This is a genomic window from Patescibacteria group bacterium, assembly GCA_041674405.1.
Lineage (GTDB): Bacteria > Patescibacteriota > UBA1384 > XYA2-FULL-43-10 > XYA2-FULL-43-10 > JBAYVT01.
Genome location: JBAYVT010000006.1, coordinates 1 through 18,288, shown reverse-complemented (window position 1 = coordinate 18,288; position 18,288 = coordinate 1). Strand labels below are relative to the sequence as shown.

Sequence of the window (18,288 nt, the reverse complement as noted above, 5' to 3'; positions counted from 1 at the left end):
TTTACCTCAATCTAAATTTTTGCATCAGCCCTGAATAAATATCATTAATCGGCCCAATTACGGCATTGATAATAATTGTCAGGATATTTTTTTCTTTTGGTGGCGTAGTAATGGTGTAGTCATCGGAATATGCAGTATTTCCGGCTTTATCCATGCTCTTGATACGGAAATGATACAGCGAATTTGGCTTAAGATCAGAGATTATGACTACGTGCGTCATATTAAGTGATAGATCCTCGCGCGAGGCAGAATCATAATTTTCACCCATACCTGCGGCATACTCTATCTTGGAAGTAGCGGGTTCATCGGTTTCCCAGGAGACTATCAATTGATATTTAATAGAATCTCCTGCCCCAGTCGAAGAAACTTCCGATTTTTGGTTCAAAATTTGTGGTGCTTGTGTGTCTGCAGTTGTCGTGAATGATTGTTCGCCGGATAGTGCCACATTACCATATTGGTCGGTCGATCTTGCTTTGATTGAATAAGTTGTCTTTGAATCCAACCCGATCAATTTTACCTTGTGTGTGGTTAGCCTGGTGCCATCGCCTTGCGATCCTCCCACCTTATCGCTGGCAACAAAATCAACGTTCGAATCGCAGGGGACATTGGTAGTCCAAGATATTGTAGCGCCGTTGTCGCCAACCTCTGAAATTGAAAGACCCGAAATTACCGGGGTTTCCGGAATTGTGAAGGTGTAATCATCAGAAATTGTTACATTCCCATCCGAATCAGTCGCATTTACACGTAAATGATACTCACCGGCAGTTAAATTGGTCAGCTGGAACTTGTGATCTGTGTTCATTGTCTCATCGAGAATATTACTTTCATAGTTTACGCTCTTTCCATACTCCAATTTTGTCGTGGACAGCTTGGAGGTTGTCCAGGATACCAAGGCTTGGGTATTTGTAATATCCAATATCTTAAGGCCTGAAATTGTGAGAAGAATGCGCTCTGGAGTTGTGAAATCGTAGACATCCGATGCTCCCGTAATCTGAATTTGGTTTTTGGAAAGCACCTTGAAGTAATATTTTGTTGAAGGATTGAGGTTGTAGAGCATTATCTCATGATCTGTTTTAAGATCAGGAGAACCGACAACTTTTACTGAATCGGTTGTGCCATTGGTGGTGGTTAAAGCTGTGCCGGAAGACAATGGATCGGTTGAATACGCTACAAATGAATCAGAGCTTTGATCGGTATGCCAGGTGACTCTTACGCGAACTCCAACATCCTGCTTCCAGCCGAAAATTTCTACTTGTGGCGGCGATGTCACATCCGGCGCACTTCCAGGCTCGGATGAAACCGGCCCGGCCGGCAAGGAAATATTGCCGGAAGAATCCTGAGCTGTAACCTTATACCCATAAGTCGTTCCCTGGCTTAAGTTCATATTCAGATATCCGTTTTCAGTTGCTTCAGAAATCTTGTTATATGTTGAGCCGTCGGTCGTGCGTAGAATATTGTAATGGGCAGCGCCGGGAACCGAATGCCAAATAATCGCCAAGCGATAATCACCCGATGTAATATCGGACGCATCCTTGATTTGAATATTGGTTGGCGCAGAGGTTAATGGGGTGATAACTTCGGTAATGTTGTTGAAGTTGTCGCGGACTTTAAGATACACATTAGTGGCACCTGTGATATCCAGATTAGATTTTGAAGTTGCAAACGATTCCCAGCTTGCCCCATTGTAATCCGCATGCGTCGAAACCATCATTTTGAGCGGTCCCGTATCGTCTGTGCCGGTAATAGCCAAATTGGCAGTACTCCCCGCCGTTGCGTCGACTACCAAAGTCGAGACCGGATTCTTTGAATCCAAATCCATCGTCGCTGAATCAGAATAAGCGTTATTCCCGTTAACCTGCGCTTTGACCCTGATCTTAAATGAATCTTCGAGATATTTGCCATCAAAATCGACGTTCGGATCCAGATAGGCAATATGGCTGATCAGATTCTCATCCCCGGTTATCCCCGCCCCGACATCGCCAGACTGCGCCGAAGATGATGCGTTGTGCCACGAATTTAAGTCAGGATCGAAATATGCAATCGAAATGGTCGAAGCCCACCTTAAATCATAATTGATTTTAATTTTTCCAGGATTGGTCGGGTCGCTTACATCCAGCTGTTCTGCTGTAATATTTCTCGGCGCGATATCCGCCGGCTGAACGGTAACAATATTAGAAAATCCACTCTCGAGGTAGGTGCTATCTTGTTTTTCGTAGGCATAGCTTAGGCGATAATAGTAATCCTGGCCGTTTGTAAGGCCGGTATCGGTATATGAACCCCAAGTCGATGGAGTTGCGGCAACTTCGGAAGGATTGGTTATAATTTTTTGGAAATTTTCCGGATCATTACAATCGGTAAGAGTACAACGATAAACATAAACCTGAGGATGAACATTGGAATCAGACGGCACGTCGAATGGATTGTACCAGGAGATAGTTGCCTGTTGGTGGCCAGGTGCTGCCGAAATAAGATCGTTGGCATCATTTGTGTGGGCTGTTGCTGTATGATTTGACCCTGGCACATGCTGTGACACAAATACTTTGTTAGGCGTAGCATTCGCGGCAGGAAGAGAACCAATCGAAGCAGCAAGTTTTAATGGGTTTGTCCCCTCAAGCCTTGGATCATAACGATTGGTATTCACATTGGTTGCATAATCGGAGGTTGGATCGATACATTCTGATGCTGAAATTGTTTGGTATCCTCCAGTACGAAACATGAAGTAATTTGTCGGCGTATTCTCTGGGGTAAATGTGTAAGTACCGGTATTATCGGCCGGAAAATTGTAACAATGCGTGGAATCGGTTGAAACGGTTTTGTAATATGGCAACACTGCATATGTGTCGGATGAATAAAAATAAATCATTCCCGCCTTGGTATTTTCATCATATCCATAATCGGTTTTTACATTGCCAAACGCATCATAAGCAGTGACCGTCACATCTTCAGTAAAGGTCGAGTCCACTGCTTTCTCCCAGTCTGTGCCACCTCTGGAAAGCGTCGGGGAGGCGGTGATGCCAAAGTGATCGATCGCCTGCGGTTTTACCGAAATTGTGAAATCAGAGTATTTATTGCCATTGTCTGTGGTTTTAACCCTGAATCGCAAATCTGATCCGGCAGAATTCACTATAAACCCACTACCGGCAAATGCGTGCGCGCCGTTGTCATTCCCTGTGCCGGAAGTAAAGGTATAAGGATTGGTATAATCATTGTCAAAAGAATAGCTGGCAGTTGAGTCACCTGGATTTCCCGGTGTGTCGGACGATTTGTATAATTCAAACCAGACACTGCCGGTGAAATTGTCTTTGACGTTGTTGAATTGGTCATAAACAGTCACTGCTGGCGTATACGGAGCATTCGAGTAACCCGGCGTATTCCAGGCAAATGAGGCCATGGCAAAATATCCTTGCGTGGTCTTCGGATAACTGGCAAGGCCAAAATGATCCGTTGCAGCCGGCGTGACTGCCACATTTGTCACGGCATCATGTTCGCTGCCTTCCGAGTTGTGAACTACAAGAGATTGGTTGCCCTTCGTTTTGTAAGTAAATCCTGTCCCCGCGAAGGTGTGGGTGCCGTTATCTAATCCCTCTCCCGATGTGAAAGTATATTTGCTCGAATCATTGTAAGGAAAGGTTGCCTGGGAATCGGAAGAATAGAACCAAATTTCCCCGATCCAGTCGTTCTTTACATTGCCAAATACATCTTTCACCGTCACGGTAATATCGTTTGCCGGTGACGAGAAGGCTTGGCCAGCAACAATGGTGGCTGGTGCGCCAGTAATCTCGAAAGAACCAAAATCACCTGCTTTGATCCGAATATTTTGCGATCCATCCGTCCAGCCGGCTGATGGAGACTCGGCCGCAGTGATATTCCAATATCCTCCTACCGCGGACGGAACCGTGTCTTTGTAATAGAAGGTTGAGGCTGAATTTCCCGGGGCAATTGTGACATTTGCGCCGGAAAGCTCCGATTGGCAATTGCCGTCGGAATAAAATTTTCCACCTGATGAGGTTGATGCCAAATGAATTGTCTTTGAGCCGTCATCAGCAGTCAAATTCATGTTGGTATTCGCTGAATTTCTCAAGTTTATCGTCATCTCTGCCGAACAGAAAGTCACCACGATTTCCTGCTGTGCAGTTGAAAAAGCGATGCGGTCGATAGCCGCAACCGTGAATGATTGTACGCTCGAAGCGATAGACCAGTGCTGCGTACCATCAAACGAATCAACACCCTCCGGGTCATAGGCATACACGCGATAATAGTAAGTCGCACCTTGAGTTAAATCCGAAGTTAGCGTCAAAATTGCATCGCGTCCCGATTCATAGCCATCGGTCCCAGCCGCCTTTCCGGTTGTCATATTCTGATTTGAAAAAGCTGCAGATCGGCCGCCATCAGACGGAGATTGTGAAACCGTTTCGTCGAAAGTTGAGACGTTTTGCGTAATACCGGAATCTGTAGCTAATTGTAATTTGTATTGAATCCAGTCAGTATCGATATCTGTCGAATTAAAGTGAAAAGCTATCCTTTGCACTTGACCGGTTGCCGCATCGGTTGGCGAAGTAATTGTTGGTGCCGTCGGTGAATGTTGATTCAGTATGGTACCAGCAGAACCATCCTGGGCTCCTGTGCCCTTGGTGCCTCCATTTGCCGTCAGCGCACCTGTATAGGAATCACTTGCCGTATAAATGGTAACGCGTCCGCCGCCACCGCCGCCACCAGCACTACCGCCAGCTCCCCCATTTGTGGTGATCTTAGCACTTCCGGATCCGGACAAAGTACCGCCGGTAACAATCTGGACTGATCCGCCGGAACCACCACCGCCATTTGCGCCACCAGCATTGCCATCCGAAGAAATAATACCTGTCGTCGAAAGCGCCAAGTTACCAGCCACAGAAAGCTTGACCATTCCGCCGCCGGATCCGCCATTCGTATTTCCACCGCCGGAGCCAAGATAATTGTTGTTCCTCTGATCTCCGTAAGTTTGGCCCCCAACGGCGCCGCCGGCCGAATTTCCCCCCGCGCCGCCATAACCGCCACCGGAACCATTTCCACCAGCAACTAACCCTTTACCACTTTCGGGACCGGTATCGTGAATGAAACCATTGCCAGTTGCTGTCAGCGTGCCAGCAATGCTCGCGCTACCTCCGACCGTTAGTGCCGGCCAAGAACCTGCAGCAGGGGTCCCGTCAGCATCTCCTTTCACACTCATTGTAGTTCCAGAAGCAATGGTCAAATCCCCTGAGATTGAAAAGGCATTTTGGCCCGAGTCAGCATTCGGATTTGCCTCAAGCCTGCCATTGCTTTGCAGCGTTAAAACTTTCAGAGAAACAGGCATCGTTAGGGGAGTATATGCAGTAGCGCTTGTAGTTGAATTATCGATAATAAGATCGCCGGTTGATTCCCCGGTTATTTTTTTGTAAATCGTACCAGCAGATCCACCGCGGGTGCCAGCCCCTGGCGCGCCTGCCGCGGAATAATGCAAAGTCCCCGCTATCGATGTCGCTTCTGCTTTAATTCGTCCGCCGCCGCCGCCGTCACGTGCAGCACAGCCAAAATTGACGGTTCCGCCAAGTGCATACAGATAGCCGCTGCCCGTAATTTGTCCGGCCGTTAGATTAATACTTCCACCGCTTGATCCATAGTCATAACAGGCTCCCGGGTATGTACCGCCAGAAGCCGAAATTGTTCCGCTAATATCAAGCGAATTGGTTACATTGATAATTGCTGCGCCACCGCCATTACCGCCACCGCCATTACCGCTACCACCGCTTCCAATATTGATCGGATTGGTATAATCACCATAAGTTTTAGCTGCAGTTGAGCTTCCGCCGACACCGCCGTGAGATGCACCGACTCCAGCTGCATAACCACTTCCATACCCGGTTTGATTGCCCATCTCACCAACATTGATCTCGCCAGTTGATTGGACGGTCAGGCCTGAAAGATTTAAGTTCAATTTATATGTTTCATCAGTCGTATTCGGATAGTGGGTCATAAGGCCTGTTGAGGTAATTGTCAAACTTTTACTTGACGAATTCGTAATCGTGCCACCTTTGTCAGAATAATAATGGTTCAAGCTCCAACTATCCGGCACATTAATAGTACCAGCATTTACAATTCCCGATGTTTTGTTACCGCTTATCGTGCCAGAGTCGAGTTTTAGGGTTTGGTTTGCGTCGACAACCAACCTGCCATAACCGGAAAATGTTATCGAATCAAATTGATAAGTGCCATTATCGGTCGAAGTTTTAAGATGGGCACTTAACTGGTTTCTCACTAAAGGCGTATTTGTTCCATTATTGATAATCAGATCACCGTAACTCTGGCCACCGGCCTTTTTGTAAATTGTGCCCCCAGAGGCATACATGTTGCCGTTATATCCTCCGACCGCAGTAATTGTTCCGTTATAGCTAATCGTAGTCGCCTCGAGTTTTATTCGTCCGCCGCCGCCGCCCGGCTGGAAACCGCCGCCGGAAAAAGTACAATTTCCACCATTAGCTGTGATTGAGCCCCCACCACCGGAGTTGGTGATAGAAGATGCGGTCAGATTAACTGAACCGCCAGAGCCGGCGCTATTATTCATTGACCCATGACTCAGGCCATCTGCCAAAATAATACCTGTCCCCGAAATGTCTAGTGTATTTGTAACATTCAAGATAATTGCCCCGCCGCCACCGGCATACGACCCGCCGCTTCCGAGATTGATTGGGTTCGAATAATCTCCGTAGGCTTTGGTGGTGCTTGCGGCGTATCCATCCCCCCCATAACTCGAACCTGCACCACTTGTATAACCAGTTCCTTGTCCAGCCGCATAACCGACACCTGAGGTAATTACTTCCCCGCCTGATTGAACGGTAAAGTTATTTATTTGCCAATTTAATTTATAAGTTTCAAGATTGGCGTTTGCGTAATGAGTTAGGCGGCCGGTTGAGGAGACAATGATATCTTTGTTTGCTAGGTTTGTAATCGTACCATTTTTGTCAGCAAAAAAATAATTCAGTGTCCAAGTCGAAGGAGTTGTGATTGTACCTGCGTTTATAACACCGGCATTTTTGTCCCCACCTGTTACGCCGCCTGTAAGATCAAAAGTTTGACCGGTATCTATAGCGAGTTTTCCATAATTTTGGATTATCAGATTGTCGAATTGATATGATCCCGTATCGTTTATGCCCTTTAAATGAGCAGCACCGAAGATGCGCCAGTCTGGAGCATTGGTGCCATTGTCAATAATAAGATCTCCGTAGCTCTGGCCTCCGGCCTTTTTAAATATAGTACCGGCAGAAGCATAACGGCTGGCGTTCCAAACTCCACCTGCGGCTGTTAGAGTTCCGTTATAGCTGATTGTTGTTGCTTGAAGGCTAATTCGTCCGCCGCCGCCAGGACTGCCACCGGCAGAGGTGTATGTGGCATCTCCACCTTCTGTGGAGATAACACCACCTCCGCTGCTATTTGATATTGTCTTGGCAGACACGTTGACAGAGCCTCCAGATCCGCCTGCTCCAGCGTAAGCGCCTGAAGTTTGGCCATTTGCTGACATTGTGCCCGATATGTCTGCGGTATCTGTAACGCTTATAAGCATTGCTCCGCCTCCAGATACGCCGCCACTTATACCATTAGCACTCCCACTTCCCAAACTTACTGGATTTGAAAAATCACCATATGTGTTTGCTGAACTATAGTAACCTTGGCCTCCATAAGTACCCGTACCACCATACCCAGGCCCTGAGAACGCTGGAAACCCGAGACTGTCTGCGCTTAAGGTTCCAGACGAACCAATAATCAGGTTCAAAGAACCGTATTCATTACCACGCCCATCAGTCACCCCACCGTGAGCAACAGAGGTATCTCCTTGCGATAGTACGGTTCCTGCATTAATGGCAAAATCTCCCGCAATATTAATTTTGTACGGGTCAGCATTTTGCGAAGGCTTTTTTTGGAATGTAATCGTCCCAGTATAACCGGGATTCAAGGAAACGCTTCCTATGCCGTCAGCAATACCCATCCCTCCAGCACTACCGGTATAAGTCGTAACAGTACAATTCTTGGTTGATGTCCCGTCAAATAATACTATGTCGCCTGCAGCCGGAGCGCCGCTTGGCGTCCAATTAGCATCCGTTTCCCAGTTTCCATCTGCAGCCGCGCTCCAAACCTTCACCGTTGGAGCATAATTAATATCATAAGATGGGCCGGTACCGGAAACAAAAACTACCGGGGAATAAGAAGAAATACTAATTGCAGGAACCGTATAGACGCCACCGGAACCCTGAGACACCCATGTGGGTGGACCCTGTAATGCTCCTGTATAACCATTTCCTGAATAATCTGCAATTGAGGTTCCAGAGTTTTCTTCGAGATGCCAGCCGGCAACTAAGCCTGAGGAAAAATATAGCTGTGAAATTGACCCGCCGTTATAGAGAGCAGTAACCTCATCTGAAGTAAGTGCTCTATTGTAAATCTGTGGTTCATCAATTTGCCCAGCGTAGTAAGGATCTGGCCAGTTGCTCTTGGCAATATAATTCGATGTCCTAGTAATATTATTGGGAAGAATAAAACTCGCAGATCCACCGACGACTGATCCGTTTTTGTAGATCGTTACGACTCCGCTCGCAGTTTCGGTAACGACAAAGTGTTGCCATTTATTTAGCTCGATCACCCCATTTGCTGTAACACTTCCTCCACTTGTTGCGCCATTGTAAATATCATAAGTTAAGTTTGTAGTCGTTCCGTTACGCGCGAACATGATATTATTATTTGCAGAGCCATTGGCAAGATCAAAATATCTACCCCAGCCGTTCGTATTTGTTGGATAAGCCCAGATGCTAAATGTTAGACCGGATGTAAAATTATCATATCCAGAGCCGATATTGACATACTGGCTGCTTCCACTAAAACTCAAATCATAAGCACTCGCTGGATACGCAGCAATTTGGACGCTTGTACCCTTCATTGCTGCTTTTGGAATCAGATTATTGGCATTGTCAGTCGTGACAGAAACCTTAGTTGACCCAAAGGCGGTGTTTCCAACTTTTTCTACATATTTAACATTGTATGAATTGGCTCCAACGTATTCGCTATAGTATAGATATAGCGCGTCATTCAAACCCAAACCCAGATTCGGATAACGATCATCATGAGAAGATGTAACGGCCTGCGATGCCGAATCCCATTTTGATGTATCTGATGCGCTAGCAAGCTTGCGATACAAGATGCCATTTGTACTTGATCCCCGCCAGGCAAGGTGTAGAAAGTGATCACTTGTTGCCTGGCTTAAGGAAAATTCTAATCCCGTATCAGCATCAACTTCATTTGAGATATTTTCATTCGTCCAGCCAGCTGCCTGCCAAGCCGATCCATTATAATAATTCCAGCGGAAGCTTCCGTTTGCAAAATTATAGACCACTGCTGGATTGTCCCCCCAGAGTGTGAGCTCTGGATATGTTGCGGCAGAAGCATTTGTTCCAGATGATATTGTAGCTGCAGTATCCCATGTTGAACCGTCCGTGGCTGTCGAGGGTTTTACTTTAATCGTATAATTCGCCCCGTCATAGTATCTGTAAGCAACATAAATTGTGGCGGCAGTACTCACAGTAACCGAAGGAAAAGCCTGGCTGGTACCGGCAGATTCGACGGTGTATTCAGTACCTGTCGAAGTTATGGCATTGGTTCCAGTATCAAATGTCAGGGCGCGATAAAAAATATAGGAATTCGTTCCGTTATTTGAGTAAACCAGATGAATCTTATTGTCGGCAGTCATCCAACCGGAAAAACCAGTATCATCGGCGGTAGCCGTATCCAGAATTTTTGTACCAGCCCCCCAAGTATTGCCATGATCCGACGAAATCGTATAATACAGGCTTGACCCATCGGAATAGATATTTACCATCGAACCATTGGTCGCCTCAAACAGGGTGTGATCCTTGGAATAAGAATTTGGGTTTGTGGTTGTGGATGTGGTAATTGTAACCGTCGGATCTAGATAAAGTGGATACTTGGCTGTTTTAACAAATTCCGGATCAATAGAATATGTGGCCGAGCCATCAGTTTCGTCGATCGCCAAATTTACCATTCCGCTATTTTGTTCAGCATCAAAAATTGTCGGAGCTGCAATTTGCATCACTAATTCTCCATCCCCAGAAACCAGATCATACGATCCATCATCATGTGCTACCGCAGAGAGCCCAGAAAGATTCACATCAAACAATAATTTGTCATTCGATAGTGCAATTGCATCCTTTATGATTGCTGTTTCTTTAATTTTTGCAGATCCAGCATCCTTCGTAACCTCATACGCCAAATCCAGATTGTCGTTCACCTTATAAGTGACGCTATTTTTCTCATCGCTTGATATTACCTCGATACCAGTAGCTTCTTTTATCTCGCCTGTTCCAGGATTAGCTTCGTTGGAATCTTCAGCTTCGGCCTGAAAAATACCAGCAATTTTCTGCCAAATGCTTCTGTTTTTAGAAACTGACTCACTTTTTTCTCCGCTTGATTGCAGCAGGGTAAATTTCACCGCATTAGTCTCATTGTTGCCGCCGATGGTCGCCGCAATTTCTGTCGAGGCTGTTTTATTTTGATCGGAAAAATTTACCGTGACATTATCTACACTGATCGATTTTTGCGGTTCCGATGAATTGTCAAGGTTCGGCACGTCTTGGCTGCTTTTGGCATCTATCTGGGCGACCTTGGTAGATTTCCAAGCATATGTCCCGCTTGCATCCGAGACTTTTGGTATCTGGGCAAAAAAGGAAACTACAAACAAAAAGGCAAATATATAAATCCCTGCAGCCGATAAATTTACCTTGGCAGAAAGCGGATTTAAACTCCATTTTTCATACCAAGAAAACCGGTGCTTCAAGTTTGAATCAAGAGACTTGAATACAGAAAATGTCGTTTTTGTTCCGCCGGCTTCGATGTACTTGATTCGAGACCTGACGTATCTTTCTTCGTTTGAAAGTTTTTTTAATTCCCTGGCCTTCTGCCGCTCTATTCGTCGAAGCTCTCTTCCATGTTTAGCATGAGCATCAGATTTAATCTCCGAATATTTCTGCGGAATAGCTTCTGCTTCTGATTTGATCTCGGTTATTTTGCCTTCAAATATTTTGGAGAATTTTTCCCTGGCTTGATCGTAAGACAACTTTTCCATGTCAAAACTGCGCTCTTTTCTCTGTCTCCTGAGCTTGGTAAGTGCGCTAAATTTTCTTAAAAAATCTCCCATTTCCCCTCGCTAAAGAGTTTGTTCGATTGCCTTGATCGTTTCGTTGCCCGGCATGGCAACAAGGGCATCTTTTACCGCATTTTTTGCATTTGCGATATCCCCATCTAGCTTATATAAGTTGATCAGATTAACCCAAGCTAATTCATTTTTAGGATCAAGCTGGACCGACAGCTTATATTTAGCAACTGCCCCGTCTTTGTCTTTGTTCTCTCTCAAACAATTTCCCATAAGATTATTATAATACGATTTCTTTTTATCGCTTGCAGCCAAACTTGCTGCTTTTTGATAATTTTCCAATGCCTTATCATAATTGGCTTTTGCAAAGTAAGCTTGCCCCAATGCCGTGTAAGCTTGCTCTTTTTGTAATTCTGGAAGCTTCTCGACATCTGTCAAATTTTGTATTACCTCATCGTAATTTTTGTTGAATAAATCTTGAAATGCTTGATCGTAGTTGTTCCTTGTGTTTTTAGCATTATCAACATCGAAATATTTCCAAACCACGACAAAAAATCCTGCTATCAATAGCACTGAAATAACAGCCCAGAGCTGGACTTTTCTTGTGCCTAGTTGCTTCTCTATTCTCCCTCCTAGACGACTTGGTTTAATTGTCACTACAATTATAAGACGAAATACATTTTAATACAACAAAAAAGAACCTGCCAAAAACAAGCTCTTTTTTGGTTTTAAGCCTTGGGGTCGAACACGCCCCTATGGGGACCCTTCGGGTCTTTGCTTACAAAAACCCTCGGTTTTTGTTATTTTCCTCTCGCGGGAAACTCCTGTTTCCCGACCCCTTCCCAGGTTCGACCAGTTATAACCAAAAAAGCGATCATCATAAAGACAACCACTTTTTTGGTTCCGAGACTAGGGGTCGAACCTAGATTAGCGGAGCCAGAATCCGCCGTCCTGCCATTAGACGATCTCGGAATACGCACTTAAGATTACCATTTTAAGCTTAATAAATCCAGTAGGGACGGGCGCATGCGCCCGTCCCACCCGTTCGTCCCCCTGCTACATTCCCGGTGTGTGCGGTGGCGATGGGTGTGAGGCACACCAGAAAAAACCTACGATTGCCGCCGACACCCAAACGAAGAAGAAAATCCCCAGAAGGCAGCCGCCGCGGTTTTCACGCCAACCATCACGCCACTCCCGCCAAAGGCTGCCCATTGTTCCACCCCCTATGGATTCACATGCAGAACCAGCGCCTGCACCAACCATCCGATACCCAGCAAGGCGATCACGATTCCGGCCATGATGGCGCACCCGTTGCGAGTACCCTCGTCAGCCATGATCTCCGGACCTGGTAGCATCTAATTCCCCTCCCGGTGTTCAGTTTCAGGCGTGTTGCAATTTTATATTGCCCAGTTGCGGCAAAAAAATCAACCTAGTTGACAAATAATGATATTATTAATTTATGAATAAGTTTCAAAAAGAGCTCGACGGATATTTTAAAAAAGAAGGCTGGGATTACTGGCACCCGCTCGCCCAGTTCACTCGCTTAATTGAAGAAACCGGCGAATTGGCACGAATATTAAATCACCTCTATGGGGAGAAACCGAAAAAAGCTTCCGAACTTGAGCAGGATCTGGAAGACGAAATTGGCGATGTAATTTACACTTTGATCTGCCTCGGCAATAGTACCGGCGTTGACCTAGATAAAGCGGCTCGCAGATCGCTCAATAAAGTCGCCAAACGCGACAAAGGAAGATACGGAAAGTCAACTAAAAGCTAGAATCGAATAACGTGCTCTATTTTTGAGTCAACGAGTGCTAATTCTTTTTTCTAAAACCGCAAAAAATATTGTGATTGGCAAAAACATTATTGCCAAGTTCAGCAATCTTAAGTTAAAATCATCATTCTTGCCTGTTTGCGGCAGTACTGAAATTGACACTGCCTGGATTGTGACATTCTTCAAATCAACTTCTTTTGTGCCATCCGTGAGCAAAAAAGCCTTGAAATAGAATTGTCCGGGACCAAGTTCATCGGAAAATTTTGAAATATTCGCATTGATATCACTTTCTGTATTTGATACATATCCATCGGTTTTCTCCCAACCTGATCCACTCCAGAAATACCAATCTATTCCGTTATTAGAAATCTGAAATTTTACATCTGCCTGATCCATAGGTCCATAACCAACAGAGAAACCGGACAATGATGAATATTCGATCGGGATTCTGTTCACCAGAGTAAGGGGAATACCAGAGTCCGGTTGTGTGTTTGGATATGTATTTACCCCTTTCGTTATCGCAATCGAATATTTTGAATTGTAATTCGAGTCGGGAAAATATGAAGCCGCGTATACATTTCCCCATTGGTCAAGTGTAATGCGGCTAGCGTATAACCCGTGACTAAGTCGAGGCAAAAAATCATTTGTGATTACATTGATTTTCGTTGCGTCTAAACCTCGATACTTTTTAATAAAGGATGTCGCAGTCGCAGCTGTGCCGTCTTGCCCTGCTGCATTCCAGTTGCCGAACTGGTCAATAATCGACCCCCAGCAATACGTATCCCCCCCGAACGCAATATCATGCATTATTTCCTCAAACAATACATTGCCATATTTATCAATTTTTCTAAAACCACAACCCGAGCTGCTACTACCTCCGGCATTCCCATTTTGATATATGATATCAGTCGCAGGGTCAATTGAAATTCCCCTGGCGGCTTGGAACTCATTTTCTCCAGACCAAAGTTTTATATTCATCCATTGGTAATTGCCATCCGTGTCATATTTTAATAGTCCCCAATAGAGGCTGCTTGGCCATGGTCCGCCACAACTATAACTGATATAGACTGAACCTTCGCTGTCTATTGCCATCCCCCACATGTCTTCCCAATTCCAACCAGTCTTACGCGAAGCAAGTGAGTCTGAACGGCTCCAAATTAGGTTTCCGTTTGAATCAAATTTATAAATTCCTGATGGTTCGGCATCATTTTGGGTGTCACCTAAATGATTAGCTACTGCAATGTAAATGTTGCCCTCTTTGTCTATGACCGGCCCCCCGGCACGATCCCAACCAGACAATCGCACCACTCCTGCTGGCTGGTCGATTGTGGAAGACCAGACGACGCTTCCATCAGAAGGAGATAATTTCATAAGAACCGAATGGCAATTTCCAGAGCTATCTTGATAGCCGCCATGGGCAAGAATATTACCATCCGAAGCGATAGCCATACGATACACTTCGCTTTTCAAAGAATCAGTGAAATAATCGTTTTTATACCAGATTTCATTTAAATCTTGGTCTAGTTTGACAATAAAGCCTGTATCACTGCCGCCAGCCCCATTCCTGGTATATCCGCTAACATAGAAGTTTCCAGAACTATCGGCGATTATCGACTCAGCGCCGGACTCACCGGGATTTGGGGCAAAATGGGTATCGTGCCACACCTTTCCCCATGCGGTTTCAAATCCTGTAGGGATTATTTTGGCTGAACTGTTTGAAAATTGTATCTTAGAAGCATCGGAGATTACATAATCCTGCGGCGAAGAAAATCGCCAGGTATTCTGGTCAGGAGAAAAACCAACCGCATCTTCTAAAAACTCCCAATTTGAATTATGCCCTGAATCAATACTGTTGATCGCGCTAATTTTGTTACCACCCGAGGCATTGGAGTCTGAAACCTCAACGTGTGAAACAAGAGGGATACCTGACACATCAAAATTCCAAGAAGAACCGGAAAGCGAGCTAACTAGTTTCACGGGCGTTTCTAAAGATCTGCCATCAATATTGATATTGGTAAAACTATATGTTCCGCCAGCATCTAAAACCACTTTGGTATCTGGGCAGGCTATGGCAAAGCTGACAGCCGTGACATCACCGATAAAATTTATGCTATTTCCAGACTCGTTAGACACTCTTAAGTCATTTAGCGTTTGCCCAGCAAGTGTTAAATTTTGTTCATCAATTCCGGCTAATTCCAAAGTGGAGTTACCTGCATTAATCGTTCCGCCAGTAAAATCAACATTGCCATCAACAATCCAAGTATTATTACCCAACAAGATCGACTCCTGCCCATCTCCCTCGCCAACAAAATCTAAACTTCCTTCAACGGTTACGCCGCAATGGTGAGTATTTCCATCTAAAAGGACATCGGATGCTCCATCTGCTGAAAGATATAGATTGCCCGAAACTACCAAATTTCCCGACTTATACCCCTGAGTACCATTACCATTCAATATTGTCCCCGCAGCATTAGTGTTTTTGACTATGATGTTATGAAAGGTCTGAGCATTTGGCGTGAAAATTTGCGCCGCAGCAGAACCGGCAAAAACCAGTGTCGATGTGCCGCCTATTACCGAGCCATCCTGCATATCAATATTGCCAGACAAGGTCCAAACACTCGATCCCATTGATAACGATTCGGAGCCAGCTCCTGTTCCGGTAAAATCAATATTGCCAGTAATATTGATAGAGGGATTATAAATAGCCGCAGACACAGCAATATTCTGTGTATTCGCTGCAAGGACATAAAAATTTGAGCTAAAATCCAGTGTTTGAGACGCGGATGTGCCGAGCGTAATTGTCCTGGCGGATAAAGCAGAATTTGAATAAAACTCGGCTTGTGCTCCATATGTTCTTGCGCGAACCTTTACATCCCCACTGGTGGCATCAAACCTAACTTTGGATGATAATGTTCCACCAGCACTTAAATTCTCCCCGGCTGAATCATTGAGGGCTAAATAGCCTGACGATCCTGTAATTGTTCCGGTATTGTTTAAATTTGTCACCGCCCCAGAATTCATTATTAAAAATTTGTTTGAATTGATGGTAAGGGTTTTTCCATCTTCAACCGATAAAATTCCCCCAACCGAGACATTGGAGGTAGCCACATTGACTGTTCCGGAAATACTTAAATCATGCAAAGTTTGCGCCGCCCCAATTAAATTTTTAGTTGTCCCGGTCATAATTAGAGTTGACGAGCCGGCATCGAAAGTGCTGATGTTTGTTAAGGTCACCCCACCAGCAATAGTCCATGTTCCTGAACCCATATGCAGAGTACCACTGCTAAAAGTGATATTGCCGGACGTATAGATGTTATGCGTCGTTGCATCAAACGTACCCGAGTAACCGCCGGTAGCTATGCTGATTGAAGCGATATTCACGTCTGTATCCACGTTAACGGAATTGTTGTTTGCCGAATTAAAAACAACCGCTGTACCAGATTGGGGAATGTTTACGCCGCCTTCGCATGTATTGCCAGCTCCACCGGATGAATTTGACCAGTGGGAAGGATCGTTCCAATTTGCAGGGCTGGTATCTCCGACCCAATAGCATGTACCAGGATTGGCCCTGGTTTTAGAAAACGATAAGAAAACCGTTGCCAGTGCAATAATAGCAATCGTTAATATCAAATACATTCGCCCGGTACGGCAATTAAAAAGCGATTTTCTATGAAAGCTTCGAATTTGCATGTTTTGAACTTTCCAAACGTTGTTAGCTTTGAATCAGGTTGATAATGAATATTTCAAGATCTCAGTTGACAAGTTAACGAATTAATCCTATTTTTTACTTTGATTTTGTCTTATTCATATCTCAAAGCTTCCGCAGGCGAAAGGCGCGAAGCTTTTTTTGATGGATACCAGCCACCGAGAAGTGAAGCAAGAATTGTCAAAACAACCATCTCAGCAGCAAATGAAAATGGGGTATCAAAAAGCCGTATGCTGCCCGGAATTTCGGAGACCTTCATCAGATATCCGATGGCATTGTTAATTAGCTCTCCAAGCCCCCATGCGCCGAATACGCCGAAGATTGCGCCGACAAGTCCGTACATCAGGACTTCATATTCAAATATTCGCCTGATATCCAGATTGCTTGCGCCTATTGCCTTCAAAATTCCCACTTCATGCGTCCGCTCAAGCAAAGCGACTGTCATAATATTTATTATTCCGATCAGCGCGATTATGAGAGCAACTCCGCCAATGATGCCAAGGGCAATTTGCGTTATCAAAAACACTTTGTCAACGCGGTCGACAAGGTCAACAACGGAGCTGGTTGAAAATCCTAGCTTTTCAATTGAGCTTTTTACCTGTTCCACATTGGTCCGATCGTCAACCTTCACCTTTAGTGAATTGTAGCTTGGTTGGGTTGTCGCATTCATTAGGCGGGCAAGTGAAATATAGGCCGCCGCCGCAGATTCGTCAGCTGATACTCCAACAATCTTTTCATTCATCTCGACAATCTTGGCTCCTGTTAAATCGCTGGGGTCATCTCCTATGACAATTAGTGAAATTTTGGCATCTTTTCCAATGAATGTTTGAGGATCGCCACCAAAGAGTTTGGCAGTAGATTTGGAAATTATTAAACCGGCCGAATCAGAATACTTTGATCCAGAAATCAGGCTCACATTCTCGAAATCCAAAGTGTCTGGCTTCAATCCGTTTATCACAATTTCAGAAGTTGAAGATCCGATTGTAATTTTGGCAGGCATTGCGATTTCAGGGCTTACAATGCTGATGTTTTTTATTGCCGCGATTTTACCCAGAGATTCATCATCAAGCTTGATACTAGAATCTTTGACTGGGCTTACGCCAATCGAAACTAACATATCGAGCGAAGCTAGCTGATTTGACGTAATTTTCTGCAAACCGATTCCCAAAGAAACTAGGGCAACGATCGAGCCGACACCCATGGCAACGCCCAAAGTAGTCAAAAAAGCCCTAAGCCCTTTGCTTAAAAAATGGATTCCAGAAAGGCGCAAGATCTCAGATATTCCTAAATGCCCGGCATGAATTCTCACATTTTTGCTTCGCGGCTCTTCCGGATTGGCAATTTCTGCAACTTTCTGATTGTGCACCTCTTTGATAATTTTCCCGTCTTCCATGTAAAGGACTTTGTTCCCTTCATTCACAAAATCCGGATTATGGGTAACCATCACTATGGTCGTTCGCCATTTCTCATTTATCTCCTTCAAGATACTCATGATTTCCTTGCCTGTCGGCACATCCAAGTTGCCTGTCGGTTCGTCAACCAAAAGAATATCCGGATTCGTAATCAGCGCCCTGGCTATGGCAACCCTTTGTTGCTGCCCACCGGAAAGCTGCGAAGGTTTATGGCGAGCGCGATCTT

5 protein-coding genes and 1 tRNA gene are annotated in these 18,288 nt (G+C 45.0%); 1 reads left to right on the top strand and 5 read right to left on the bottom strand.

What is annotated here, in order from left to right; translation table 11 throughout:
- Position 1: 1 nt before the first annotated feature.
- From WC080_04410 to WC080_04400, 3 genes are all read right to left on the bottom strand, one after another.
- A complete protein-coding gene (locus WC080_04410; protein MFA7244497.1) occupies positions 2–11,215 on the bottom strand; it encodes a LamG-like jellyroll fold domain-containing protein in 11,214 nt (3,737 codons plus the stop codon).
- A gap of 9 nt (positions 11,216–11,224) precedes the next feature.
- The gene (locus WC080_04405; GenBank protein MFA7244496.1) at positions 11,225–11,827 is read right to left on the bottom strand and encodes a hypothetical protein; all 603 of its coding nucleotides are present in this window, start codon (positions 11,825–11,827) and stop codon (positions 11,225–11,227) included.
- A gap of 241 nt (positions 11,828–12,068) precedes the next feature.
- A tRNA-Gln gene (locus tag WC080_04400) sits at positions 12,069–12,142 on the bottom strand.
- A gap of 487 nt (positions 12,143–12,629) precedes the next feature.
- Here WC080_04400 and WC080_04395 point away from each other — a divergent pair.
- On the top strand, positions 12,630–12,947 hold the full coding sequence (locus WC080_04395) for a nucleotide pyrophosphohydrolase (GenBank protein ID MFA7244495.1): 318 nt from the start codon (positions 12,630–12,632) through the stop codon (positions 12,945–12,947).
- Between the two features lie 27 nt (positions 12,948–12,974).
- Here the strand turns inward: WC080_04395 and WC080_04390 are convergent, their stop codons facing one another.
- The gene (locus WC080_04390) at positions 12,975–16,580 is read right to left on the bottom strand and encodes a hypothetical protein (protein ID MFA7244494.1); all 3,606 of its coding nucleotides are present in this window, start codon (positions 16,578–16,580) and stop codon (positions 12,975–12,977) included.
- A 164-nt stretch (positions 16,581–16,744) separates the two neighbouring features.
- Positions 16,745–18,288 (bottom strand): ABC transporter permease (locus WC080_04385; protein ID MFA7244493.1); only part of this gene is annotated, 1,544 nt, incomplete at its 5' end.

What these genes read in the sequence shown, in the direction of transcription:
- WC080_04410 (MFA7244497.1), bottom strand. Translation starts at nt 11,215, where the DNA reads ATGGGAGATTTTTTAAGAAAATTTAGCGCACTTACCAAGCTCAGGAGA.
- WC080_04395 (MFA7244495.1), top strand. Translation starts at nt 12,630, where the DNA reads ATGAATAAGTTTCAAAAAGAGCTCGACGGATATTTTAAAAAAGAAGGC.
- WC080_04390 (MFA7244494.1), bottom strand. Translation starts at nt 16,580, where the DNA reads ATGTATTTGATATTAACGATTGCTATTATTGCACTGGCAACGGTTTTC.